The sequence below is a fragment of the Microbacterium sp. MYb54 genome, assembly GCF_002979515.1.
Taxonomy (GTDB): domain Bacteria; phylum Actinomycetota; class Actinomycetes; order Actinomycetales; family Microbacteriaceae; genus Microbacterium.
In genome coordinates this window covers 14,704-35,617 of sequence record NZ_PCPA01000003.1, presented here as the reverse complement: position 1 = coordinate 35,617, position 20,914 = coordinate 14,704, and the positions used below count along the sequence as shown (strand labels likewise).

23 protein-coding genes and 1 tRNA gene are annotated in these 20,914 nt (G+C 67.3%); 16 read left to right on the top strand and 8 right to left on the bottom strand.

The genetic code is table 11. From position 1 onward, the window contains the following. Positions 1-84 precede the first annotated feature (84 nt). Entirely contained in the window at positions 85-1,635 is a 1,551-nt protein-coding gene (locus tag CQ040_RS04395) for an amino acid permease (protein WP_105527022.1), read from the top strand. Between the two features lie 61 nt (positions 1,636-1,696). Here CQ040_RS04395 and CQ040_RS04390 read toward each other — a convergent pair whose 3' ends face one another. Beyond that, the gene (locus CQ040_RS04390; RefSeq protein ID WP_028503286.1) at positions 1,697-1,969 is read right to left on the bottom strand and encodes a metal-sensitive transcriptional regulator; all 273 of its coding nucleotides are present in this window, start codon (positions 1,967-1,969) and stop codon (positions 1,697-1,699) included. Positions 1,970-2,074: 105 nt separating this feature from the next. Between CQ040_RS04390 and CQ040_RS04385 the strand changes: the two genes are divergently transcribed. After that, positions 2,075-3,352, top strand: a complete 1,278-nt coding sequence (locus CQ040_RS04385; RefSeq protein ID WP_028503287.1) for a DUF445 domain-containing protein — start codon at positions 2,075-2,077, stop codon at positions 3,350-3,352. 1 nt (position 3,353) lies between these two features. Further along, positions 3,354-4,286 (top strand): agmatinase family protein, encoded by a 933-nt coding sequence (locus tag CQ040_RS04380; RefSeq protein WP_105527023.1) that lies wholly within the window; start codon positions 3,354-3,356, stop codon positions 4,284-4,286. 75 nt (positions 4,287-4,361) lie between these two features. On the opposite strand, the gene CQ040_RS04375 is transcribed toward CQ040_RS04380, so the two are convergent. From CQ040_RS04375 to galU, 4 genes are all read right to left on the bottom strand, one after another. After that, a tRNA-Ala gene (locus tag CQ040_RS04375) sits at positions 4,362-4,434 on the bottom strand. A gap of 52 nt (positions 4,435-4,486) precedes the next feature. Next, positions 4,487-5,332, bottom strand: coding sequence for a hypothetical protein (locus CQ040_RS04370; protein WP_105527024.1), 846 nt, complete (start codon positions 5,330-5,332; stop codon positions 4,487-4,489). A gap of 92 nt (positions 5,333-5,424) precedes the next feature. After that, entirely contained in the window at positions 5,425-6,036 is a 612-nt protein-coding gene (locus CQ040_RS04365; protein WP_105527025.1) for a GNAT family N-acetyltransferase, read from the bottom strand. 43 nt (positions 6,037-6,079) lie between these two features. After that, the gene (gene galU / locus CQ040_RS04360) at positions 6,080-6,967 is read right to left on the bottom strand and encodes a UTP--glucose-1-phosphate uridylyltransferase GalU (RefSeq protein ID WP_028503291.1); all 888 of its coding nucleotides are present in this window, start codon (positions 6,965-6,967) and stop codon (positions 6,080-6,082) included. Between the two features lie 41 nt (positions 6,968-7,008). Here galU and CQ040_RS04355 point away from each other — a divergent pair, with 41 nt between their 5' ends. The 3 genes from CQ040_RS04355 to mscL are packed head-to-tail and all read left to right on the top strand — an operon-like array spanning position 7,009 to position 8,327. After that, positions 7,009-7,605 carry a 5-formyltetrahydrofolate cyclo-ligase gene (locus CQ040_RS04355; RefSeq protein ID WP_105527026.1) on the top strand — a complete coding sequence of 199 codons (597 nt, stop codon included), beginning with the start codon at positions 7,009-7,011 and terminating at the stop codon, positions 7,603-7,605. A gap of 14 nt (positions 7,606-7,619) precedes the next feature. Further along, positions 7,620-7,892, top strand: coding sequence for an FmdB family zinc ribbon protein (locus CQ040_RS04350; RefSeq protein ID WP_028503293.1), 273 nt, complete (start codon positions 7,620-7,622; stop codon positions 7,890-7,892). A gap of 27 nt (positions 7,893-7,919) precedes the next feature. After that, complete coding sequence (mscL, locus tag CQ040_RS04345; RefSeq protein WP_028503294.1) at positions 7,920-8,327, top strand: large conductance mechanosensitive channel protein MscL; 408 nt, start codon at positions 7,920-7,922, stop codon at positions 8,325-8,327. A gap of 86 nt (positions 8,328-8,413) precedes the next feature. Here mscL and CQ040_RS04340 read toward each other — a convergent pair whose 3' ends face one another. Both CQ040_RS04340 and CQ040_RS04335 read right to left on the bottom strand, forming a co-directional pair. Beyond that, a complete protein-coding gene (locus CQ040_RS04340; RefSeq protein ID WP_105527027.1) occupies positions 8,414-8,620 on the bottom strand; it encodes a hypothetical protein in 207 nt (68 codons plus the stop codon). Continuing rightward, complete coding sequence (locus CQ040_RS04335; protein ID WP_374954135.1) at positions 8,613-12,335, bottom strand: AAA family ATPase; 3,723 nt, start codon at positions 12,333-12,335, stop codon at positions 8,613-8,615. Before CQ040_RS04335 ends, CQ040_RS04340 begins: the two co-directional genes overlap by 8 nt. 179 nt (positions 12,336-12,514) lie before the next feature. On the opposite strand from CQ040_RS04335, the gene CQ040_RS04330 reads away from it, so the two are divergent. The 3 genes from CQ040_RS04330 (at position 12,515) to CQ040_RS04320 (ending at position 14,427) form a co-directional block, all read left to right on the top strand. Continuing rightward, a complete protein-coding gene (locus tag CQ040_RS04330; RefSeq protein WP_105527029.1) occupies positions 12,515-13,027 on the top strand; it encodes a methylated-DNA--[protein]-cysteine S-methyltransferase in 513 nt (170 codons plus the stop codon). A 122-nt stretch (positions 13,028-13,149) separates the two neighbouring features. Continuing rightward, positions 13,150-14,007: a LuxR C-terminal-related transcriptional regulator gene (locus CQ040_RS04325; RefSeq protein WP_105527030.1), complete on the top strand. Its 858-nt coding sequence runs from the start codon at positions 13,150-13,152 to the stop codon at positions 14,005-14,007. A 75-nt stretch (positions 14,008-14,082) separates the two neighbouring features. After that, complete coding sequence (locus CQ040_RS04320; protein ID WP_028503298.1) at positions 14,083-14,427, top strand: Lsr2 family protein; 345 nt, start codon at positions 14,083-14,085, stop codon at positions 14,425-14,427. A gap of 30 nt (positions 14,428-14,457) precedes the next feature. Here the strand turns inward: CQ040_RS04320 and CQ040_RS04315 are convergent, their stop codons facing one another. Further along, a complete protein-coding gene (locus tag CQ040_RS04315; RefSeq protein WP_105527031.1) occupies positions 14,458-15,108 on the bottom strand; it encodes a MarR family winged helix-turn-helix transcriptional regulator in 651 nt (216 codons plus the stop codon). 88 nt (positions 15,109-15,196) lie between these two features. Here CQ040_RS04315 and idi point away from each other — a divergent pair, with 88 nt between their 5' ends. Genes idi through CQ040_RS04280 form a run of 7 tightly spaced genes read left to right on the top strand, consistent with a single transcriptional unit; the run spans position 15,197 to position 20,882 of the window. Next, positions 15,197-15,718, top strand: coding sequence for an isopentenyl-diphosphate Delta-isomerase (gene idi, locus CQ040_RS04310; RefSeq protein WP_105527032.1), 522 nt, complete (start codon positions 15,197-15,199; stop codon positions 15,716-15,718). Between the two features lie 3 nt (positions 15,719-15,721). Beyond that, the gene (locus CQ040_RS04305; RefSeq protein WP_105527033.1) at positions 15,722-16,804 is read left to right on the top strand and encodes a polyprenyl synthetase family protein; all 1,083 of its coding nucleotides are present in this window, start codon (positions 15,722-15,724) and stop codon (positions 16,802-16,804) included. After that, on the top strand, positions 16,801-17,709 hold the full coding sequence (locus CQ040_RS04300; protein ID WP_105527034.1) for a squalene/phytoene synthase family protein: 909 nt from the start codon (positions 16,801-16,803) through the stop codon (positions 17,707-17,709). The genes CQ040_RS04305 and CQ040_RS04300 overlap by 4 nt, the downstream gene beginning before the upstream one ends. Then, positions 17,706-19,307, top strand: a complete 1,602-nt coding sequence (gene crtI, locus CQ040_RS04295) for a phytoene desaturase family protein (RefSeq protein WP_105527035.1) — start codon at positions 17,706-17,708, stop codon at positions 19,305-19,307. The genes CQ040_RS04300 and crtI overlap by 4 nt, the downstream gene beginning before the upstream one ends. Next, a complete protein-coding gene (locus CQ040_RS04290) occupies positions 19,307-19,654 on the top strand; it encodes a lycopene cyclase domain-containing protein (protein WP_105527036.1) in 348 nt (115 codons plus the stop codon). The genes crtI and CQ040_RS04290 overlap by 1 nt, the downstream gene beginning before the upstream one ends. Then, positions 19,651-19,992 (top strand): lycopene cyclase domain-containing protein, encoded by a 342-nt coding sequence (locus tag CQ040_RS04285; protein WP_105527037.1) that lies wholly within the window; start codon positions 19,651-19,653, stop codon positions 19,990-19,992. Before CQ040_RS04290 ends, CQ040_RS04285 begins: the two co-directional genes overlap by 4 nt. Continuing rightward, on the top strand, positions 19,989-20,882 hold the full coding sequence (locus CQ040_RS04280; protein ID WP_105527038.1) for a prenyltransferase: 894 nt from the start codon (positions 19,989-19,991) through the stop codon (positions 20,880-20,882). Before CQ040_RS04285 ends, CQ040_RS04280 begins: the two co-directional genes overlap by 4 nt. Positions 20,883-20,914: the final 32 nt, after the last annotated feature.

The following is a 20,914-nucleotide window of genomic DNA, read 5'->3' as shown; positions in this document are numbered from 1 at the left end:
TTAAAGGTAGACGAAACCACCATTGACTGTCACAATCATCCGCAAGGTGCACCCGGCGCCTATGTGCATGCGAACGGAGAGCGGATGTCTGAGCAGAGCAATGAATCCCGCAAGGTCGCTGGGGCGACCTATACACGTGCCGGGAGTGAGTACTTCGAGAAACGGACGCTGAAGAGGTCCGCGGGCGTCTGGGGCCTGTGGGGTCTCGCGGTCGCGGCCGTCATCTCCGGCGACTTCTCGGGCTGGAACTTCGGCATCGACTTCGCGGGCTTCGGCGGGATGCTGATCGCCTTCGTGATCCTCGTCCTGATGTACTACGGCATGATCTTCGCGATCGGCGAGATGGCGGCGATGATGCCGCACACCGGAGGTGCCTATTCCTTCGCACGGTCCGCGATGGGTCCCTGGGGCGGCCTGGTCACGGGAGCAGCGGAGACGATCGAGTACGTCGCGACCACGGCGGTGATCGTCTACTTCTCGGCATCGTATGCGAACGGGATCACCAGCGAACTGTTGGGGATCGAGCTGCCGGGGTGGCTCTGGTACCTGATCCTCTACATCGTCTTCATCGCGCTGAACTCCGCGGGAGCTGCGATCTCCTTCCGCTTCGCGATCATCGTCTCGATCATCTCGATCGGCATCATCCTCGTGTTCTCCCTCATGGCGATCTTCTCCGGAGCCTTCAGCTGGGACGCCCTGTGGGACATCGCCCCCGACCCCGGCCAGACGGAGTTCCTCCCACACGGCGTGCTGCCGATCCTGTTCGCGCTCCCGTTCGCGATGTGGTTCTTCCTCGGCATCGAAGAGCTGCCGCTTGCCGCCGAGGAGTCGCACAACCCGACGCGCGACATCCCGAAGGCCGGATTCTGGGCTCGTGGCACGCTCATCGTCACCGGACTCCTGGTGCTGTTCCTGAACACCGGCGTGATCGGCGCCGAGGCCACGGGCACTGCCGGCGAGCCGCTGCTCGACGGCTTCCGCGCGATCGTCGGCGACCAGCTCGCCGCAGTCCTCGCCCTCTTCGCCCTGATCGGGCTGCTCGCCTCGCTGCAGGGCATCATGTTCGCCTACGGCCGCAACATGTACTCGCTCTCGCGTGCGGGTTACTACCCGCGGTTCCTCTCGCTCACCGGCAAGCGGCAGACGCCGTGGGTCGCACTCGTAGTCGGTGCGGCCATCGGCTTCATCGCCCTCATCGTGCTCGACGTGCTCGCTGCGGTCGACGCGAAGGGCGCCGGATCCGTCGCCGGTGCGATCGTGCTGAACATCGCCGTGTGGGGTGCGGTGCTCGCCTACGGTCTCCAGCTGATCTCATTCATGATCCTGCGCAAGAAGTACCCGAACGTCGACCGCCCGTACCGCAGCCCCTGGGGCATCCCTGGTGCGGCCGTAGCGCTCGTGATCGCGGCGCTCATCTTCGTCGGATTCCTGCTGAACCCGACTTTCGGCCCGGCGATCATCGCCATCGCGATCGTGTACGTCGTGATCCTGCTCGGATTCGGGCTGTTCTTCCGCCACCGCCTGGTGCTCTCCCCCGAAGAGGAGTACGCGCTCTCCGGCGGCTCCCACGGAGACCCGCAGGCCGAAGGATATGACGCCATGGAGGGTGAGGTCTTCGACGACAGCGGCAGGTGAGCCGCCACGCAGCGCCTCGACGACTCCGTCGGGGCGTTGCGTCGTGCCCGGCCTGGGACGCTTACTTGCGGTCGAAGTCGAAGGCCTTGAGCAGCTCGACGACGGCCTTGTCCCGCTCCTCGCCACCCTCTTCGAACATGTGGGTGACGTGCGTCTGCAGGTGGTTCTCCAGCAGCAGCCGGTTCAGGGACTCGAGAGAACGCTGGATCGCGCGGGACTGCGTGATGATGTCCATGCAGTACTCCTCGTTCTCGATCATCCGCGCGACGCCGCGCATCTGACCTTCGAGGATGCTGGTGCGGTGCAGAGCACGCTTCTTGATGTCTTCGATCACCCCTCGAGGGTACTCGTCCCATGGCCCATCAGGCTGTCTGAGCGCCGAGACACCCCATGTCCAGCGGTCGGCGACGCCAGGGCACCAGCGTGAAAGGATGACGTCATGCCGCGAACACCGATGACGCAGCTCTCGCCCGCCGACCAGGAGCGTCTCCGCGCGCTCCGACGCATGAAGGCCGTCGCGCTCGGAGCTCTGGTTTTCATGGCCGTCGTGTTCGTGTTCGCCTTCGCTTTCCAGCAGCGGTTCGACTGGCTCGCCTATGTCCGCGCTGCCGCCGAGGGAGGCATGGTGGGTGCGCTCGCCGACTGGTTCGCCGTCACCGCGCTCTTCCGTCGCCCGCTCGGACTGCCCATCCCGCACACGGCGATCATCCCGAACCGCAAGGACGAGATCGGCCGCACCCTCGGGGAGTTCGTCGAGACCAACTTCCTCGCGGCCGAGGTCGTGCGCACCAAGCTGTCGAGCACGCAGATCGCGCTGCGCGCCGGCGAGTGGCTGCGCGAGGCTCCGCACGCCGAGCGGGTCGGCGCCGAGGGCGCGACGATCGCCACCGCGGTACTCAATGCGCTCAGCGACGACGACGTGCGAGACCTCATCACCGATCTCGCCCGCGAGCACCTGGTGGATCCCGAGTGGGGCCCGCCCGCCGGCGCCTGGCTCGAGAAGATCGTCGAGGCGGATGCCCATCACGGCGCCGTCGATCTCGCCGCCGACAGCATCGCGCGATGGCTCGACGCGAACGCCGAGTCGTTCACCGGACTCGTCTCGCGGCGACTGCCCGGCTGGGTGCCGAAGCTCGCTCATCGCTTCGTCGACGACACGGTCTACCACGAGGCCGTCAAGTTCGTGCATGCCGTGCAGGCAGATCCCCGTCACCCGGCTCGCCTCGCCGTCGACGGCTACCTGGCGCGTCTGGCGGACAGCCTGCAGAACGACCCGGCGACGCGCGCGAAGCTCGAGAACGCCAAAGCATCCCTCTTCGACAGCCCGCGAGTCGGTGCCCTGGCCGCCGAGGCCTGGAACACCGCGAAGAACGGTCTACTCACAGCCCTCGCCGATCCGGAGAGCGGTCTTCGGCGACGCGCCGTCCAGGCGCTGCAGGAGGTCGGTGAGCGCCTGACGACCGATGCCGCGCTGCAGCACCGGGTCGACACCTGGGTGTCCGACGCGGCAGTCTTCCTCGTCGACCGCTACCGGCACGACATCGCCTCGATCATCACCGACACCGTCGAACGCTGGGACCCGGCCGAGACGACGGAGAAGATCGAACTCATGGTCGGCCGCGACCTGCAGTACATCCGCCTGAACGGCACGTTCGTCGGGGCGCTGGCGGGCCTTGCCATCTTCTCCATCGCCCACGCCCTGATCCCCGGAGTCTGACATGGCACCCACTTCTCGACAGCTGAGCCAAGACCCGCTCTGGCCGCGCGCCGGCGCCTGGCCGGCCTTCGACGGCTCGGCCGACGCCGTGTTGCTGGGCGTGCCGACCTGGCGTACCTCGCTGTCGCCGACGGGAGCACACGCGACCCCCGCGGCCATCCGCGAAGCCCTGCCCCGCTATGGGACGACGCTGATGGGGCCACCCGCCGTCGACCTCGACGAGGTGCTGCGCATCGCCGACGCAGGAGACGTGACCGACCCCGACGGTTCCGCGGGCGAGGCGCGGGTCATCTCCCGCGTGCGCGAACTCGTCGATGCGGCGAAGCTCGTGATCGCCCTGGGCGGCGACAACTCACTCACGTACCCCGTGGCGCTCGGTGCGGAGGCGACCGGACTGATCACCTTCGACGCGCACTTCGACCTGCGAGACGGAGTCTCCAACGGCACGCCGGTGCGACGCCTCGTCGAAGACGTCCCGGCGGCATCGCCTCTGAGCACGTCCCGGGTCGATCCGACGAGAATCGTCCAGATCGGCATCGCCGACTTCGCGAACTCCGCCGCCTACGCGCGGCGCGCGGCCGAATGGGGCATCCGCGTCATCACCCTCGACGAGCTGCGCCGCCGCGGTATCGACGACGTGGTCGCGGAGGCGGTGGAAGTCGCGGGCGCAGGCGCCGACCCGCGCATCCACCTCGATATCGACGTCGACGTGTGCGATCGGTCCGTGGCTCCCGGCTGCCCTGCGAGTGTCCCCGGCGGCCTGCAGGCGTGGGAACTGCGGGCCCTCACCCGCGCAGTCGCCACGGATGCCCGTGTCGTCAGTGCCGATCTGGCCGAAGTCGACGCGACGGCCGACGCCGACGATGCGCGTACAGTGCGGCTGGCGGCGCTGTGCGTACTGGAACTGCTCGCAGGGCTCGCGTCACGGGGCTGAGTCGCAGAGACCTCCGCTCCGTCCCCGGAGATGACTGAAGCCCCCAGGCTCTTGCCTGGGGGCTTCAGTGTTCGGTGGACCTAAGGGGATTCGAACCCCTGACCTCCTCGATGCGAACGAGGCGCGCTACCAACTGCGCCATAGGCCCGTGAACGAGATCTACGCTATCACGGCAGAACAGCTGTTCGCGTCGCGGACGGTCATCCTGCGGCGCGACGCGAGAGCATCTCGCGCACGTGCGCCTCGATCTCGGCGTCGTCGACGAATCCCATCCGCGCGTACGGCGAGGATGCGGCCGGAAGCGCGACGGGCGCCTCGGGACCCATCTGCTCGGCACGCTCTCGTAGGGCCGCGACTCGTGCCGCCTTGCGACGCTGCTCCTGCGCCTCCAGCTGGGCTTGGGCGGCCTGCGCGCGGGATCCCGCCACCGACACCAGCGGCTCCGGCAGCGGACGCGGCGTCCACGTCGCTCGTCCCTGATCGTGCAGCTCGGGAGCGACCCGTGGGGCGACTGGGGCGGTCACCGCATGCGTGGCACGCGCGACACGGGCAGCGACCGCAGCCATCCTCTGCAGGGCGACGGCGGCGATCAGAATCGCGGCGCCCCCCATCCAGAGCATCACCGAACTTCCTGTGGCGAGAAGCTGCCACACACCGAGGCCGGCGACGACGAGCCCGAGAACGAGCGTGCTCGTCGCTGTCACGCGCACGCGTCGACGTGAACGCGCACGGCGGATCACCGGATCGGCCCTGGTCGCCGCGAGTTCTTCCCGAAGCGTCTCAAGCTCGGCGGCCTCACGTTCGGACTGCACCCGCTTGGCCAGCTTCTGCTGCGCAAGGGCGGTGCGGGCGTTCAGCTCGAAGCGCACTTCACCCGGCGTCTCACTCGTTTCTGCAAGGACACGCAGAGCCTGGTTCAGTCGCACGGCATTGCGTTCGGAGGCGTTGTACTGGAAGCGGCCCCGCCATGACGGCAGCAGGTAGAGCATCCAGAGGAGCACGGCGACGAGCACGATCACTCCCCCACTCAGCACCGGCCCGTCCATATTGACAACGCTAAGGGCTGAGAGCTGGCTGCGCCGTACAGAAGGGCGCGTGTCGCGGCGAGTCCGTCCGGATCACCGCCCGAAGACGAGGTTCAGTGGGTGATGCGGTCGGACGGCGGCACGTTCGCGGCGTCCGGCGGCACCTGCCCGCTGAGCCAGCGTGCGAGCACTCCCTGGGGAACGTCGTCCCTGGTGAGCGCGAACGCATAGTGATCGCGCCAGTCCCCATCGATGTGAATGTAGCGACGACGCAGCCCCTCGTAACGGAAGCCCAGTTTCTGCACGATGCGCAGGCTCGCAGCGTTCTCGGGACGGATGCAGATCTCCATCCGATGGAGTCCGTACTCGGTGAAGCAGGCGTCGGTGGCCAGTGCGACCGCCGTCGGCGTGATCCCCCGCCCGGCGAATCGTTCGCTCACCCAGTACCCGATCGTGGCAGAGCAGAGCGACCCCCGCGAGACACCCCATACGTTGAGCTGCCCCGCGACCTCGCCGTCGTACTCCATGACGAACGGATAGCCCGAGCCATCGCGATACTGCTGGAGCAGTCGCCGGATGCTGAGCCGCATGTCGAACGACACGGAGCCGTAGGGAACCGTCGCCTCCCAAGGCTGCAGCCACGACCTGTTGGCGAGCAGCTCGTGCTGCAACGGTCGCGCATCCTTCGTGCGGACGAGCCGCAGTTCAATGGGTCCGTGTCGCATTCCCGCCGCCAGATCCATGCCGCACCGACGCCCGCAGAGTCGCCTAGAGGCGTTCCGCGAAATCCTTGAGCCAGGGGCGCAGCTCGGGGCCGAGGTCGTCCCGGTCCGCTGCCAGTTGCACGATCGCCTTGATGTAGTCGACTCGATCGCCCGTGTCATAGCGACGTCCGCCGAAGATCACTCCGACGACACCGGGGCCGTCAGGATCGGTCGCGAGCTCCTGCAGCGCATCAGTGAGCTGGATCTCGCCGCCCTTGCCGGGTTCGGTGTGCTCGAGCACACCGAACACAGAGGCCGGGAGCACGTATCGACCGATGATGGCGAGGTTGGAGGGGGCGTCCTCCTGCGCGGGCTTCTCGACCAACCCGGTCACTCGGACGGCGTCGGATCCCTCGAGCGGCTCGACTGCCGCCGCACCATACAAGTGGATGCTCGCCGGGTCGACCTCCATCAACGCGATGACAGCAGCGCCGGTGCGCTCGTGCTCGGCGATCATCTCGGTGAGAAGCGGGTCGCGCTCATCGATGAGGTCATCACCGAGGAGCACCGCGAAGGAGTTGTCGCCGACGTGGGTGCGTGCGCGCAGGACAGCGTGCCCGAGCCCCTTCGGCTCACCCTGGCGGACGAAGTGGATATCGGCGAGGTCGCTGGACTTCATCACGCGTTCGAGGCGACCGGTGTCCCCCTTCTCCATGAGCCGCACCTCGAGCTCCGGCACGGAGTCGAAGTGGTTGGAGATGGCGTTCTTGTTGCGGCCGATGATGACGAGGATGTCATCGATGCCGGCGTTCGCGGCCTCTTCGACGACGTACTGGATCGCTGGCTTGTCGACTACGGGCAGCATCTCTTTCGGCATCGCCTTCGTCGCCGGCAGGAATCGCGTCCCCAGGCCTGCGGCAGGAATGACGGCTTTGATCGTGTGGTGAGCCATCCTCTCAGCCTAGCGGTGAGCATCGACGTAGACTCGGAGCCATGTCGAACGACGTCGAACATGCGAAGCGCGCACTCCGCGCCGAACTCCGCGAACGACGCCAGCTCCTCTCTGACACGCAGCGCGAGACGGCAGCCACGGCGATCGGCGCGCGCCTCGACGCCCTGGTCGACGAACTCGACGCACGCTCCGTGTCGTGTTTCCTCTCCACCACCACGGAGCCGGGTACACGCGACTTCGTGACAAGGGCTGTGCGCCGCGGCATCCGCGTCCTCCTTCCGGTCACTCGCGCCGACGGCCTGTTGGACTGGGCCGTCGCGACAGATGACGACGAGGTCGCCGAAGGACTGTTCGGCCTTCCGGAGCCGACGGGTGAGGTGCTCGGCCCGATCGCTGTCAACGACGTCGACCTGATGATCATCCCCGCTGCCGCTGTCGATCGCAGCGGGATGCGCATGGGCTGGGGGCGCGGCTACTTCGACAAGACGATCGGCTCGATGGAGAAGTGCCCGCCTGTCTACGCCGTCATCTATGATTCCGAAATACTCGATGAACTTCCGCGAGAGGTGCACGACCAGCCGGTGAACGGCGTCGTCACCCCGTCGCAGACCCTCACCCTGTCGCCGCAGCGACGCTGATCGCAAGGACCCCCATGCCCACCTACGCCTATGCCTGCACGTCGTGCGGACACAAGTTCGACGCCGTGCAGAGCTTCGCCGACGACGCGCTCTCGGTGTGCCCCGAGTGCGGTGGCACCCTGCGCAAGCAGTATGGCTCGATCGGCGTCACCTTCAACGGTTCCGGCTTCTATCGCACGGACTCGCGCGCCAAATCCGGAGGATCGAAGGATGCTTCGGCATCATCGAAGACGGAATCGACGACAAGCGCCAAACCGGCGGCTGCGTCGACTCCGGCCTCTTCTTGAGGCCGAACACACAACTTGGGGGTTCCCGTGATCCAGGGATTCAAGGAATTCATCCTTAAAGGCAATGTCATCGACCTGGCAGTCGCTGTCGTCATCGGCGGTGCGTTCACCGCAATTGTGAACGCTGTCGTCGCCAGCATCATCAACCCGCTCGTCTCACTGTTCTTCGTGGCCGACGCTGCCGGAAACTTCGGTCCGAAGATCACCGGTCTCTACGGTCAGGAAGTCACTTTCCCGCTTGGCGACCTGATCACCGCGATCATCAGCTTCCTCGCCGTCGCCGTCGTCGTGTACTTCGCATTCGTCATGCCGATGAACCACTACAAGGCACGTCGCGCCGCGAAGAACCCGGTCGCCGAAGAGGCTGCGGCCGCCACCGAGTCCGAGCTCCTCGCGGAGATCCGCGACCTGCTGAAGGCGCAGCGCGGAGCCTGACGACTCCACCCGCACCACGAGACGCACGGCTTCCTCCTCGGAGGGTCGTGCGTTTCTCGTTGACCGGGATCAGTACCGGGCGGCGATCAGTAGTGCGGCGGCACGTCCTGGATGAGCTGGTCGTCGTTCGGTCCCTTGGCGCCCTTCGGACGGGCGGGCGGCGGTGGCACGTCAGCCGGACCGGATTCCGGCTCCGGGTCGCTCCCCGGGACCGGGGTCAGGCGTGCACGCCGAGAGCCGGAGACCCGCACCACTCGTTGACGCGGCGCCGAGGAGTCGGACTCGTCAGTCATTCTGGGTGTCGGCGATGTCGATCGGCTGGGTGTCGTTCTCAGCACGAGGGGCTGAATCGGAGATGCCGAGCACGGCAGCGATACGCGTCGCTGCCGTCACCGGGTCGCTGTAGAGATCGAACGCGTGCACGCGCACGTAGTGCCAGCCGAGGCGACGGAGCACGTGCGGCCGCAGGCGCAGCGTCTCTCGCAACGACTCCCCCCGCGAGGACTCAGGGTCGGACTCGATAACGACCGCTTTGCCACCGTGTTGCGCGACCAGCGGCAGCAGCCCGCGATAGTCGACATCGACGGATGCTCCCAGGCGGCGCAGTTCTCGCGCCAGAGCGAGAGTCAGGGGGTCGGCAAGATCCTCGAGGCGTGCGTCCCTGCTGCGCGTGGCGAGGCCGCCGAGGATCGACATCATCGTGGCGGCGCCGTGCTCGAGACGCCCTTCATCGAACGACGACGGGCGGATCGACGAGACGATGACCATCGACCGACGGGCCCTCGTCATGCCCACTGTGAGCAGTCGCTCACCATCCGGGGTGGAGAGGTCGCCGAAGTCGCTCAAGACACGGCCGTGCTTGGTGAGGCCGAATCCGAGCGAGAAGATGACACGGTCGCGGCTCTCGGCGACCGATTCCTCGAGTGTCAGCACCGCGAAAGGCTCGACGGTATCGCGGCCGACGAAGTCCGCCACGTCGGACCGTCCGGCGAAAGCCGAGGTGACGGCGGCGCGCACGCGTTCGGCATGTCGGGCGCTCGCGGTCACGACCATGAGCGACTCCGCCGGGCGGTGCACCGCGTGCTCGACCACGAGGGTCACGACCCTTGCGACCTCGGCATCGGGGCTCTCGACTGCGCCCGAGATCGGGTCGGGTGCACCGGTGCCGCCCTCGACGTAATCGACCGTGAGGCTGCCACGACCGAGGTACGAGCCCGCCCAGGGAAGCGAGACGATCTCGCCGCCGTAGAACGCGTCGTTGATGAGCTCGGCCAGGTCTTCTCCACCCGCGCGGTAGCTGCGCGTGAGGGTCATCACCGGCAGGAGTTCGGACAGCCGCTCGAAGGCCGAGACGTCGTCGAACGGCACCTCGGCCTCCCACGACTCCGCAGGGTCCACCGCGATGCGGAAAGGAGTCGGGCGCTGGGTCACGGGGTCGCCGAAAGCCACGATCTGGCGTGCCCGCCGGATCGCAGGCGCAGCCTCCGCGAGGTTGATCGCCGCGGCGTCGACCAGGAGCACGGTGTCGAACTCCACGGAGTCGGGGATCTCCGGCACCAGGTACGGCGAGGAGATCCAGACGGGCGCGAGCACGTCGACGAGCGTGGGAGCGGAGCTGACGACCTGCGCCGTCGTGGTGGTGGGCTGGGTCAGCGCGCGGCGGAGGTGCTGCGACTGCTGAGGCTCGTCCACGATCGCGATCCGCCACTGGTTGGCCAGTTGCCACGCGAGCAACGGGCCCGCCATCGCGGCATGCGCCTCATCGACCAGCCGGAAGTCCCGCTCGAGGCGGTCGACGACGGCGGTGTTCGCGCCGAGGAGAGCGCGGTTGTCCTGCAGCGCGCGTTCGAGGAGCGACTGCCACCAGGCGAACTCGAGCTCCTCGCCGACCTGCGACTCCGAGACATGGCGCACCGAGAGCTCGGTGAGAAGAGGCTCCAGTCCGAGGAGTGCGAGCCGGTCGCGCAGCTGCGCGCGTTCGACGAGGTTCTCGAAGACGTCCGACTTGGCGGCGAGACCCGCGAGGGTGCGCACGAGTCGCGCCACCGGCAGCGAGGCCAGCGGTTCACGGCGTCCGAGAGCCACATCGAGTTCGGCGAGCTCGGCCTCGACGCGCTGCCAGGCCACGTATACATCCGCCAGACCGAGTGGAATCTCGGGTGCGACGCCGGCCTCGACACAGCGCTGCCACTGCGTGCGCTGAGTCTGGATCCGCAGCAGTGCCTCGTGCATCTCGGTGACGTGGACGCCGGGGCGGACGTACTCCTTCGCGAGACGCCGCAGGCGCCGCCTGTTCGCTCCCGAAAGACCCGGCGCATCTCGGCGCGAACCGTGCGCTTGGATGAGCTCGCCGAGCGGACGCTCGAAGACCGTGGGACTGAACCGATCGAGCGAGTCGCGGATCCCCTGTAGCAGCCGCAGGTACTCGCCGAGCTCGTCGATGGTCGCGAACGGCCGCATGTGGGTCTGCGCGATGAGCTCGTAGCCGCGTTCCAGGAGGGCGGGCACGCTGTTCGAATGCAGTCGACCGGCCAGTTCATGGGCCGCGCGTGCCGCCTCGGTGCTCGAGAAGGTCACCCCGTACCAGGGCGAGTCATCGGGACCGAAGCGGAACTCACCGAGACGGGCAGCCTGCGCGAGCGCCTCCGCAGCCTCAGTACGGTCGACAGCGAGGCGGCGGAGCGCATCGACGCCGAGCCGTGCCGTCGTAGACGGGGGAACCGGGAGGGAGGCGAGCCTGGTGAGCTGTCGCGTCGCTTCGAGAACCGAAGCATCCATACCGGCGACGGGGGCCGTGAGAGCCTGTCGGTAGTCTCGGAGCACCGTTCGCAGTCGCACGAGAGCGTCGTCGACCTCGCCGACCTTGGGAGCGGTGGCCTTCTCGTTGCGACCGATCGCCCTGACCAGATCCCGGCGCACGGTCGCGGGAGAGATCGCGAGGCTGTCGAGCCCGATCCCGGCAAGACGATGGCGCACCCCGTCCAACGTGGAACGGCGTGCCGAAACCACCAGGACGCGCTTGCCCCCGCGAACCAGCTCGCCGAGCGCATTGATGACGGTCTGTGTTCCACCGGTACCGGGAAGAGTCGCGACGGTCAGTGAATGACCGGCGGCGATGCGGGCCAGCACAGCCTCCTGCTCGGCATCCGCATCGAGAAGGAGGTTGTCGGAGGCCGGGGCACGATCGTCGGGGCCGGTGTGATGCGGCGTGGCCCGCGGCGCGGTCACCCGCTCGCGGTCGCCCACATGACCGCCGAGCGCGTTCAGGACCGGGTGGTCGAGGCTCCCACCGTCGCGGGACATGACACCCGACACATCGGCGAAGGTCGACACGACCAGGCGCGGCTCAACCGAGAACGTGTCGATCGAGCGCGTCATCCCGCGCAGGCTGTCGATCACGGGTTGCGGCTTGAAGATGCCGCCGTCGTAGGCGAGAGCCGCAAGGGCTGCCGCATCGATCGTGAGCCCGAAGTGGTCGCGCGCGATCCGCACGAGTTCAGGGTTGACCTCGAAGGTGCCCTGGAGCTTGAGCTCGAAATCAGAGTGATGGCGTCGGATCGCGAGCGGGCGCAGCAGCACCGGCGCGGAGAACCCCGCTCCCCCGATGCGCCATCGCGCGACGCCGACAGCGAGATGCACCGCCTCGATGCCACGGACGGTGCGCAGTTCGGTGTTCTTCGCGGTGATCCGCTCCGCAGCGAGTCGCGCCGTACGCAGCCCCACTTCGTCGCGGTAGAGGTTCGACAGAAGCGTCGACTTCCCTGTGATGAACTGCGGGAGACTGCCGGGGTGCGCCTTGGAGATGTCGATTCCCGACTCCGGGCTGTCGCGGAAGCTGACCAGCGGAGAGGGGCCACCGAGGTCCGCTGCCTCCGCCCTCAGCCGGGTGCGTTCCGCTTCGGCGGCGTGCGCTATATCGATGCCGGTCGTGGTCCCGTGCAGATCGCTGATCGACACAGCAGCATCCACCGCTGTGTCATCCGCAGACTTGTCTTCACGTCGCCACACATAGACACCCTAGGCGCGCGACAGGGCGAGACGGAGTATCCCGGGCGGGTTTCCGCCGAATTTCCGCCCTCCGAGGGGTGATCCGCACTCTTCCTGCCCTGCGCCCCGCCCACTCGCGTTCTCCACCCGCCGCGGTCAGCACGAGCTCTGACGTCGACCAGTACGGTCAGGATGGTGGCATGACCTTCCGCTACGACTTCGCTCCGACCCCGTTCGGCGATGCACTCGCGGTGTTCTCCGACGAGGGCATCGTGCGCTTCGACCTGTCCGAATCCGAAGACCCTCACGTGCCATGGCTGCTCGAAGGTGTGTCGCGGCAGCTCCGGGCGGTACCGGAGCCCGATCCCGGAGCCGCAGACGAACTGGCCCACCTTCTCGCCGAATACTTCGACGGCGAGCAGGTGCATTTCGAGGAACATCTGCGACTCGACTGGCAGCTCGTCGACGGATTCGCCCTGAACGCGCTTCAGACGATCTGCGGCATCGAATGGGGAGAGACGATGAGCTACGGGGAGGTTGCGATCCTCGCCGGCCACCCCGGCGCGGCGCGCGCCGTCGGAACCGCATGCCGCATCACCCCGTTCTCGATCATCGTCCCGGTACATCGTGTCGTGCGATCGGACGGCAGCGCAGGGCAATACGGCGCACACCCCGAGCGCAAGCAGTTCCTCCTCGACCTCGAGGCAGGCTGAGCGGCACGACGGCGTGGACCCGGCGAGTAGGCCGCCGGGTCCACGCACGGCTGGACCGCGCGAGTGATATCGTCGACGCTACGAAACGGGGAACTGCGTCGTCGCCCCGGAAGTAGGTAGTCGTGAGCTCACCCGTCACCCGCGAATCCGAGGCGGACCTCGTCGCCAACGCCGTGCGCGAGCTCGCCAGGCGTACACGCTTCCCCGTCGCCTTCGGCGGCCTCATCGAAGAAGGCGTCGTGAGCGTCACGAGCATCGTCGGCGCACGAACCCGATCGCTGGACGGGCTGCGGGTACGGCCGGAACGCGGACTCGGCGGACGGGCGATGATGGAGCTCCGGCCCCGGATGACGAGCGACTACGGCTCATCCCAGCAGATCACGCACGACTACGACGTATTCGTCCTCGGCGAGGGGTTGCGCACACTTCTCGCACTTCCGATCATCGTCCAGGGGCGCTCCCGTGGAGTCCTCTACGCAGGCGGGTGGGAAGAAGAGCAGGTCGGCGGCGTGACCACAGCGCCTGCCATGCAGGTGGCGCAGTCGGTCGCCGACGAACTGCGTATCCGCGACGAAGTGCAGCGACGCCTGCATGCCACCCCGCCCGGAGGTGACGTCGTCGCACCGGCGCAGCGCGAAGAATTGCGGGAGAGCTTCGCAGAGCTGCGCAGCATCGCGGCCTCCGTGGATGACGTCGATATCCGCGCTCGGATCGCACAGGTCGAAAGACGGCTCATGGTGCTCGCCGGCGAGGCGACCCCGCCTACGACGGGCCCGGTGCCGACCATCCGCCTCTCCCCTCGCGAGACCGACGTGCTCGCCTGCGCTGCGTTGGGCTCGACCAACGCGCAGATCGCGACACAGCTCGGCCTGCGCGAAGGCACGGTCAAGGCATATCTGGGCACGGCCATGTCGAAATTGGATGCTTCCACCCGCCACGCCGCCGTCGCCAGGGCACGTCGCGCGGGAGTTCTCCCCTGAATCCGCTGGATTGAATTGTCACATCGCGTCATTCTCACCTTGTCGCATTTCGCATCGGGGAGTAAAGTCGCATCCATGGCGAGACGAATTGTGCATCAGCTGGTCGACGACATCGACGGCAGCATCCTGGAAATCGGCGAGGGCGAGACCGTGCATTTCTCGCTCAATGGCGCCGCCTATGAGATCGATCTGAATTCGGCGCACGCCGACGAATTGCGCAAGGCGCTCGAGCCCTATATCTCCGGGGGACGACGGGCTGGCTCTTCCAGCACGTCGCGCACATCAGCGCCGCGCAAGCGTCAGGCACGAAACCCCGAAGTCGCTGCCATCCGTGCATGGGCTAACGAGAACGGTCACACCCTCTCCGAGCGTGGTCGCATTCCTGCAGCGATCCTGGATGCATACAGCGCAGCACATTGATCTCAGCCCGGAGCCTGCTCCGGTTGAAGACTATTCCGCGCTCTCCTGCAGCCACGGTTCGTCGCGCAGGGTGATCTCCTCCGTCATATCCGTGAGGAATCGGATAACGACATCCCGCTCGGCTGGCGTAAGCCGCGCGGCGGCATAGAAGCGTTTGGCCTGCTGACGACCGACGGTCTCCATAGCCGCGTGCCGGGTTTCCGAAGTGATGCTTATCTGCAGCGCCCGGCGATCGGTCGGATGCGGGGCCCTTTTGATGTGCCCGCCCTGCTCCAGCCTGTCGAGGAGCTTGGTGGTGGCGGCGGTCGAGACGCCGAGGTGGTGGGCGATCCCGCCGGGCGTCGCCACCAGGTCGCGGTTCGCGCACACGATCAGGTAGTGCAGCGCACGCATGTCGGTCTCGTTCAGGCGCATGTATCGCCGGGAAGCCTGTGAGAGAGTCTGCTCCGCCTCGCGAAGGCCCGCGAGCGACTCCATGAGCCGAGCGATCTGTCTCAGTTCCTCCGGCGGGACCCCGGTCCGATCGATCAGCGTGCTACGAGGATCGCTGGCCTCGACATCGTAGATGGCTGCGTGGATAAGGCCGTCCGGAGCGTCAGCCGTCCGACTCGATCCCCCCTCCACGGCGGGGGGCGATTCCTTCGCGCCCGCTCGCGGGGTGGTGCCGGGCTCCGTGTCCATGCGATCATGTTACACACCAACAGTTTCATGCTAAGTTGACTACTCACCAAGTTAGCTAATTGTGAGAGGTTCGAGACAAGGGGATCCCATGGACGACGTGACCCTCCTCGCCGAAGACGGGACTGCCGTCGGCACACTGCCGAAGAGCGAAGTCCATACGAGCGAGACTCCCCTGCATCTGGCCTTCTCCTGCTACGTCCTCGATTCTCAGGGCCGGCTTCTTCTGACCCGCCGCGCGCTGGCGAAGAAGACCTGGCCGGGCGTGTGGACGAACAGCTTCTGCGGGCACCCACGGCCCGGTGAGGAGATGGCCGATGCCGTGCGTCGCCATGGTGTGGATGAGCTCGGCATCCGGCTCGCCGACCTGCGCCTCTCTCTCCCCGGGTATCGCTATCGCGCCGTGGATGCGAGCGGCATCGTCGAGAACGAGGTCTGCCCGGTGCACGTCGCGATCATCGACGGTCAGCCGACCGCCAACTCCGACGAGGTGTCCGAGTGGACGTGGGTCGACGTCGACGGGCTCATCGAGGCCGTCACGCACGCACCGTACGCGTTCAGCCCCTGGCTCGTCGAGCAGCTTCCGCTGCTGCGACGGCTCGGCGAGGTCTGAGCGATGGAAGCCACGACGACCGAGGAAGCACTCGGAACCCGGATCGAAGAGGCACTTCGACGCCGCTTCTCGGAACGGAGCGTCGCAGCAGAGCGGTATGGGAGCGAGTTCGTAGAGCTCTGGCAGGCAGCCGCGGAGCACGCGCTCGGAGGCAAGCTCATCCGTCCGCGGCTGCTCGTGGATCTCGTGACTGCGCTGGCGCCCACGCCGCTCTCGGCCGACGAGATCCGCCGCGCGATCGATGTGGCCGCCCACGTCGAACTTCTCCATTTCGCGTTCCTGCTGCACGACGATGTCATCGACGGAGATCTGACGAGACGACGTCGACCGAACCTGATCGGCGCACTCGTGGCAGGACGCCCCGCGGAGCCGAGCGAGCCTGCTCTGCACTGGGCTCGCTCGAGTGCGATCCTCCTCGGGGATCTGCTGCTGTCGTCGGCCGTGCTGGGATTCGCTCGCACCGACATCGCGGCCGAGGCACGCGAGCGTCTCCTCTCGCTGCTGGAGCAGACGATCTTCGAGACCGTGGCAGGTGAGCACGCCGACGTCGCGCTGAGTGATGGCATCATCGCCCCTGACCTGCGAACGATCCTGTCGACGAGCGCCTACAAGACGTCGACCTACTCCTTCGTCCTCCCTCTGCGTGCAGCAGCGGTGCTCATCGGTTCATCTTCCGCGGCTGAGGAACGGCTCGCCACGATCGGCCGACACCTCGGCCTGGCCTATCAGCTGCAGGATGACCTGTTCTCCGTCTTCGGCGACCCTGACGAGCACGGCAAGGACGCCTTCTCCGATCTCCGCGAGGGCAAGGAGACCGCGATCATCGCATATGCCCGCATGACGAGCCACTGGGACAGCATCGAACTGCACTTCGGCCGTTCCGATCTCGGCCCGACCGATGGTGCGGATGCCCGGGACCGACTGCGCGAGTGCGGCTCGGAGAGCTTCGTTCGCGGTCTCGTGCAGGAGCATCTCGATGCAGCGACCACCGCTCTCGAGGAGGCCGAGACCGAGGGCGTGCTCCCGGGAGCGGCCGGGCACGCCATCCATGGGCTGATCGCCCGCGTCGAAGGCCGCAGCCGATGAGCGCGGACCCATCCGACCGCACCGACCACACGGCGCTCCGCCGCTTCAACCGGACTGCGGAGATCGCGACGACCGACGTCATCCGCACCTACTCGACATCATTCGGGCTCGCCACGCGCCTTCTCGGAAAGCGCCATCGACAGCACATCCGCAACGTCTACGCGATGGTGCGCATCGCTGATGAGATCGTCGACGGCGTAGCCGCGGAGGCGGGCCTCGACGTCGCAGCCCAATCGGCAGCGCTCGACTCGTACGTCGCCGAGACGCATCGCTCGATGCGCAGCGGATACAGCAGCGACCTGATCCTGCATGCATTCGCACGCACTGCGCGTGAATGCGGTATCGGCGAAGACCTCACCCGGCCCTTCTTCGATTCGATGCGCGCCGATATCTCGGGCGATGCCGGCTTCGCCGCGTACGACGCCGACGCACACGCCACCTACGTCTACGGCTCGGCCGAAGTCGTGGGGCTCATGTGCCTGCAGGTGTTCGTGCGCGGAACCGAACGCACGCCGGCCGACGTCGAGACGATGCGACGCGGTGCACGCCAGCTCGGCGCCGCCTTCCAGAACGTGAACTTCCTCCGCGACCTCGCCGATGACACCGACCGCCTGCACCGCGGCTATCTCGGCGGTTCCGACCGCCTGACGGATGCCGACCGCGATGCCTGGGTCGACACCATCTTCCAGCAGCTGGCCGAGGCCCGCACCGCTATCCCGCTGCTGCCGAAGGATTCACGTGCAGCTGTGCGCAGCGCACTGTCGCTGTTCGACGCGCTCACCCGTCGCGTGGCCAAGACTCCCGCCGACGTTCTCTACCACCGACGCGTGCGCGTCCCCGATCCGATCAAGGCGGCACTCGCCGCTCGGGCACTCGTCGTCACGGCGATGGAACGCGACCGATGAGCCGGGTTGTGGTCATCGGCGCCGGCGTCGCCGGTCTCGCGACTGCGGGTCTGCTCGCGCGGGACGGACACGAGGTCGTCGTCCTCGAGAAGAACGACCGCGTCGGCGGACGGGCGGGAACGATCGAGCGCGACGGTTTCCGCTTCGACTCCGGTCCCTCCTGGTACCTGATGCCCGAAGTCTTCGACCACTTCTTCGCGATGATGGGCACCACGACCGAAGAGCAGCTCGACCTCACGCGCCTCGACCCCGGGTACCGCGTGTTCAGCGCTTCGAAGAGGGCAGACGCCGCGGCCGACTCGGTGACCGTTCCCGCCGGCCGGGATCGGGTGACCCAGATGTTCGAGTCCCTGGAGCCGGGTTCCACACGAACCCTCGACAACTACCTCGACTCCGCACATCACGCCGACGTGATGGCGCAGAAGTACTTCCTCTACAACCCGTTCACCCGGATACGGTCGCTCCTCGCCCCGGAGGTTCTTCGGGCGTTGCCGCGTCTGGCCGCGCTGCTCGGCACGCGTCTTCAGTCCTTCGCCGCACGACGCTTCCGGCACCCGGTCGTGCGCCAGATCCTCGGCTATCCGGCGGTGTTCCTCGGCACCGATCCGCGAACCGCGCCGGCGATGTACCACCTGATGAGCGCACTCGACCTCGATCAGGGCGTCAGCTATCCGCAGGGCGGCTTCTGGCGCGTGGTCGAGCGGGTCGAGGCGCTCGCCCTCGATGCGGGCGCTCGGATCGTGACCGGCGCCGATGTGACCGGCATCCGCACCCAGGACGCGGATGGCGACACGAGGGTCACGGGTGTGGGCTGGGTCGACGGCTCAGGCACCTCGCACGTCGAGAGCGCAGACATAGTGGTCTCGGCAGCAGACCTGCACCACACCGAGACGGCGCTTCTTCCTCGATCTCTGCAGACCTATCCGGAGTCCTGGTGGGCACGGCGCACCAGCGGCCCGGGCGGTGTGCTCCTGATGCTCGGGGTTCGCGGGGCGCTCCCCGAGCTCCCGCACCATTCCCTGTTCTTCACCGATGACTGGGACGCGAACTTCGATGCGATCTTCGGGCCGTCACCGTCTGTCCCGGCCCCGGCATCGACCTACGTGTGCAGGCCGAGCGCGACGGATCCCGATGTCGCTCCGGCCGACCACGAGAACCTCTTCGTCCTCGTCCCTGTACCGGCGGATGTCGCTCTCGGCCACGGCGGATCCGATGGCGCGGGGTCGCCCGAGATCGAGCGTGCGGCCGACGCCGCCATCGACCAGATCTCGACCTGGGCCGGAGTCCCCGACCTCCGCGAACGCATCGTCGTGCGAGAGACGAAGGGACCGGCGGACTTCCGCGACGACTACCGCTCCTGGCGGGGCGGAATGCTGGGGCCCGCACACATCCTCACGCAGAGCGCCATGTTCCGCGCGCAGAACGCGTCCAAGCGCGTGCGAGGCCTCTTCTACGCCGGCGCCACGACTGCGCCGGGTGTCGGGGTTCCGATGTGTCTGATCAGCGCCGAGATCGTCCTCAAGCGCATCCGCGGCGATCATTCCCCCGGCCCTCTTCCCGTTCCCGCGCGGTCGGTTGTCGGGACGGAGACGTCCTGATGGGCGCGCTCTACCTGATCGCCCTCCTGCTGTCACTGGGCTGCATGCTGCTGCTGGACTGGCGTTTCCGCCTCTTCTTCTGGCGTGACGCGGTGTCGGCCCTGGTCGTGACGGCCGTCGGTCTCGCCTTCTTCCTCGTGTGGGACATCGCGGGCATCGCCAACGGCATCTTCCTCCGCGGTGACGCCGCGATCGCGACCGGAATCGTGCTGGCGCCCGAGCTGCCGCTCGAGGAGCCGGTGTTCCTGCTCTTCCTCGTGGTGTGCACGATGGTGATCTACACCGGCTCGGCGCGTATCCTCTCCCGGGTCCGTGACCAGCACCGTACGAAGGGTGATCGTCCGTGACGTACATCCAGCTCTCCGCCTGTTTCCTCGTCGTCGCGGTACTGGGCGGTGTCGGGCTCGCGCTCGCATCACGCCGACAGGGACCACGTCCCGGCGCAGTACTGCTGACCGCGCTCGTGCTCTTCCTGCTCACCGCGGCATTCGACACCGTGATGATCGCGAGTGGCCTCTTCCACTACGCGCAGGATCCGCTGCTCGGACTGCACATCGGTCTGGCTCCGATCGAGGACTTCGCCTATCCGCTCGCGGGTGCGCTGCTGCTTCCGGCCGTGTGGACGGCGATGCGCGCACGGCGAGCGCGTGATCGCCGATCCATCGACGACGAGGACCTCGGATGAGCGCCGCCTCCTCCCCGACGCACTCACTCGGGCGCGACCTCGCTCAGATCGTGTTGTCGTCGAGACCGATCAGCTGGATCAACACCGCCTTCCCATTCGCCGCCGCGTACCTCCTCAGCACGCGCGAGATCGACATCACGCTCGTGATCGGCACCCTGTACTTCCTCATCCCGTACAACCTCGCGATGTACGGGATCAACGACGTCTTCGACTACGCCTCCGATCTGGCGAACCCGCGCAAGGGCGGGATCGAGGGCGCGCTCCTGGCTCCCCGCATCCACCGGGCGACGCTGTGGGCGGCAGCGGCGACGAACGTCCCCTTCCTCGTCTATCTCGTGATCGTCGGCAACCCGGCATCCTGGTTCTGGCTGGCGGTCAGTGTCTTCGCAGTGATCGCCTACTCCGCTCCCGTCCTCCGGTTCAAGGAACGCCCCTTCCTCGACTCCGTCACCTCGAGCACCCATTTCGTGAGCCCCGCGATCGTAGGACTCGCCCTGGTCGGAGCGCCGGTCACGACCGGCACGGTCCTCACACTCGGCGCTTTCTTCCTCTGGGGCATGGCGGCTCATGCCTTCGGGGCCGTGCAGGACATCGGCCCCGACCGTGAAGCCGGGATCTCCTCGATTGCAACCGTCATCGGAGCGCGGACGACTGTACGTCTGTCGCTCTCGCTCTGGGCCATCGCGGGAGCGGCGATGCTCCTGACTCCGTGGCCGGGCCCGCTCGCCGCGGCCCTCGCAGTGCCGTACCTCGTGAACGCCGCCCCCTGGTGGAACGTGACGGATGAGAACTCCGCATCCACGAACCGCGCCTGGCGACGATTCATCGCCCTGAACTACTTCGCCGGTTTCCTCGCGACGATGATCCTCATCCTCGCGTGGACCTCCTGACTCCCGAACCGCTTCTTCCCGAGAGGAACCCG

Bases quoted from the DNA above. Each gene is read 5' to 3' on its own strand.
- CQ040_RS04395 (WP_105527022.1), top strand. From the start codon at position 85: ATGTCTGAGCAGAGCAATGAATCCCGCAAGGTCGCTGGGGCGACCTAT.
- CQ040_RS04385 (WP_028503287.1), top strand. From the start codon at position 2,075: ATGCCGCGAACACCGATGACGCAGCTCTCGCCCGCCGACCAGGAGCGT.
- CQ040_RS04380 (WP_105527023.1), top strand. From the start codon at position 3,354: ATGGCACCCACTTCTCGACAGCTGAGCCAAGACCCGCTCTGGCCGCGC.
- CQ040_RS04370 (WP_105527024.1), bottom strand. From the start codon at position 5,332: ATGGACGGGCCGGTGCTGAGTGGGGGAGTGATCGTGCTCGTCGCCGTG.
- CQ040_RS04365 (WP_105527025.1), bottom strand. From the start codon at position 6,036: ATGCGACACGGACCCATTGAACTGCGGCTCGTCCGCACGAAGGATGCG.
- galU (WP_028503291.1), bottom strand. From the start codon at position 6,967: ATGGCTCACCACACGATCAAAGCCGTCATTCCTGCCGCAGGCCTGGGG.
- CQ040_RS04355 (WP_105527026.1), top strand. From the start codon at position 7,009: ATGTCGAACGACGTCGAACATGCGAAGCGCGCACTCCGCGCCGAACTC.
- CQ040_RS04350 (WP_028503293.1), top strand. From the start codon at position 7,620: ATGCCCACCTACGCCTATGCCTGCACGTCGTGCGGACACAAGTTCGAC.
- CQ040_RS04340 (WP_105527027.1), bottom strand. From the start codon at position 8,620: ATGACTGACGAGTCCGACTCCTCGGCGCCGCGTCAACGAGTGGTGCGG.
- CQ040_RS04330 (WP_105527029.1), top strand. From the start codon at position 12,515: ATGACCTTCCGCTACGACTTCGCTCCGACCCCGTTCGGCGATGCACTC.
- CQ040_RS04320 (WP_028503298.1), top strand. From the start codon at position 14,083: ATGGCGAGACGAATTGTGCATCAGCTGGTCGACGACATCGACGGCAGC.
- CQ040_RS04315 (WP_105527031.1), bottom strand. From the start codon at position 15,108: ATGGACACGGAGCCCGGCACCACCCCGCGAGCGGGCGCGAAGGAATCG.
- idi (WP_105527032.1), top strand. From the start codon at position 15,197: ATGGACGACGTGACCCTCCTCGCCGAAGACGGGACTGCCGTCGGCACA.
- CQ040_RS04305 (WP_105527033.1), top strand. From the start codon at position 15,722: ATGGAAGCCACGACGACCGAGGAAGCACTCGGAACCCGGATCGAAGAG.
- CQ040_RS04300 (WP_105527034.1), top strand. From the start codon at position 16,801: ATGAGCGCGGACCCATCCGACCGCACCGACCACACGGCGCTCCGCCGC.
- crtI (WP_105527035.1), top strand. From the start codon at position 17,706: ATGAGCCGGGTTGTGGTCATCGGCGCCGGCGTCGCCGGTCTCGCGACT.
- CQ040_RS04290 (WP_105527036.1), top strand. From the start codon at position 19,307: ATGGGCGCGCTCTACCTGATCGCCCTCCTGCTGTCACTGGGCTGCATG.
- CQ040_RS04280 (WP_105527038.1), top strand. From the start codon at position 19,989: ATGAGCGCCGCCTCCTCCCCGACGCACTCACTCGGGCGCGACCTCGCT.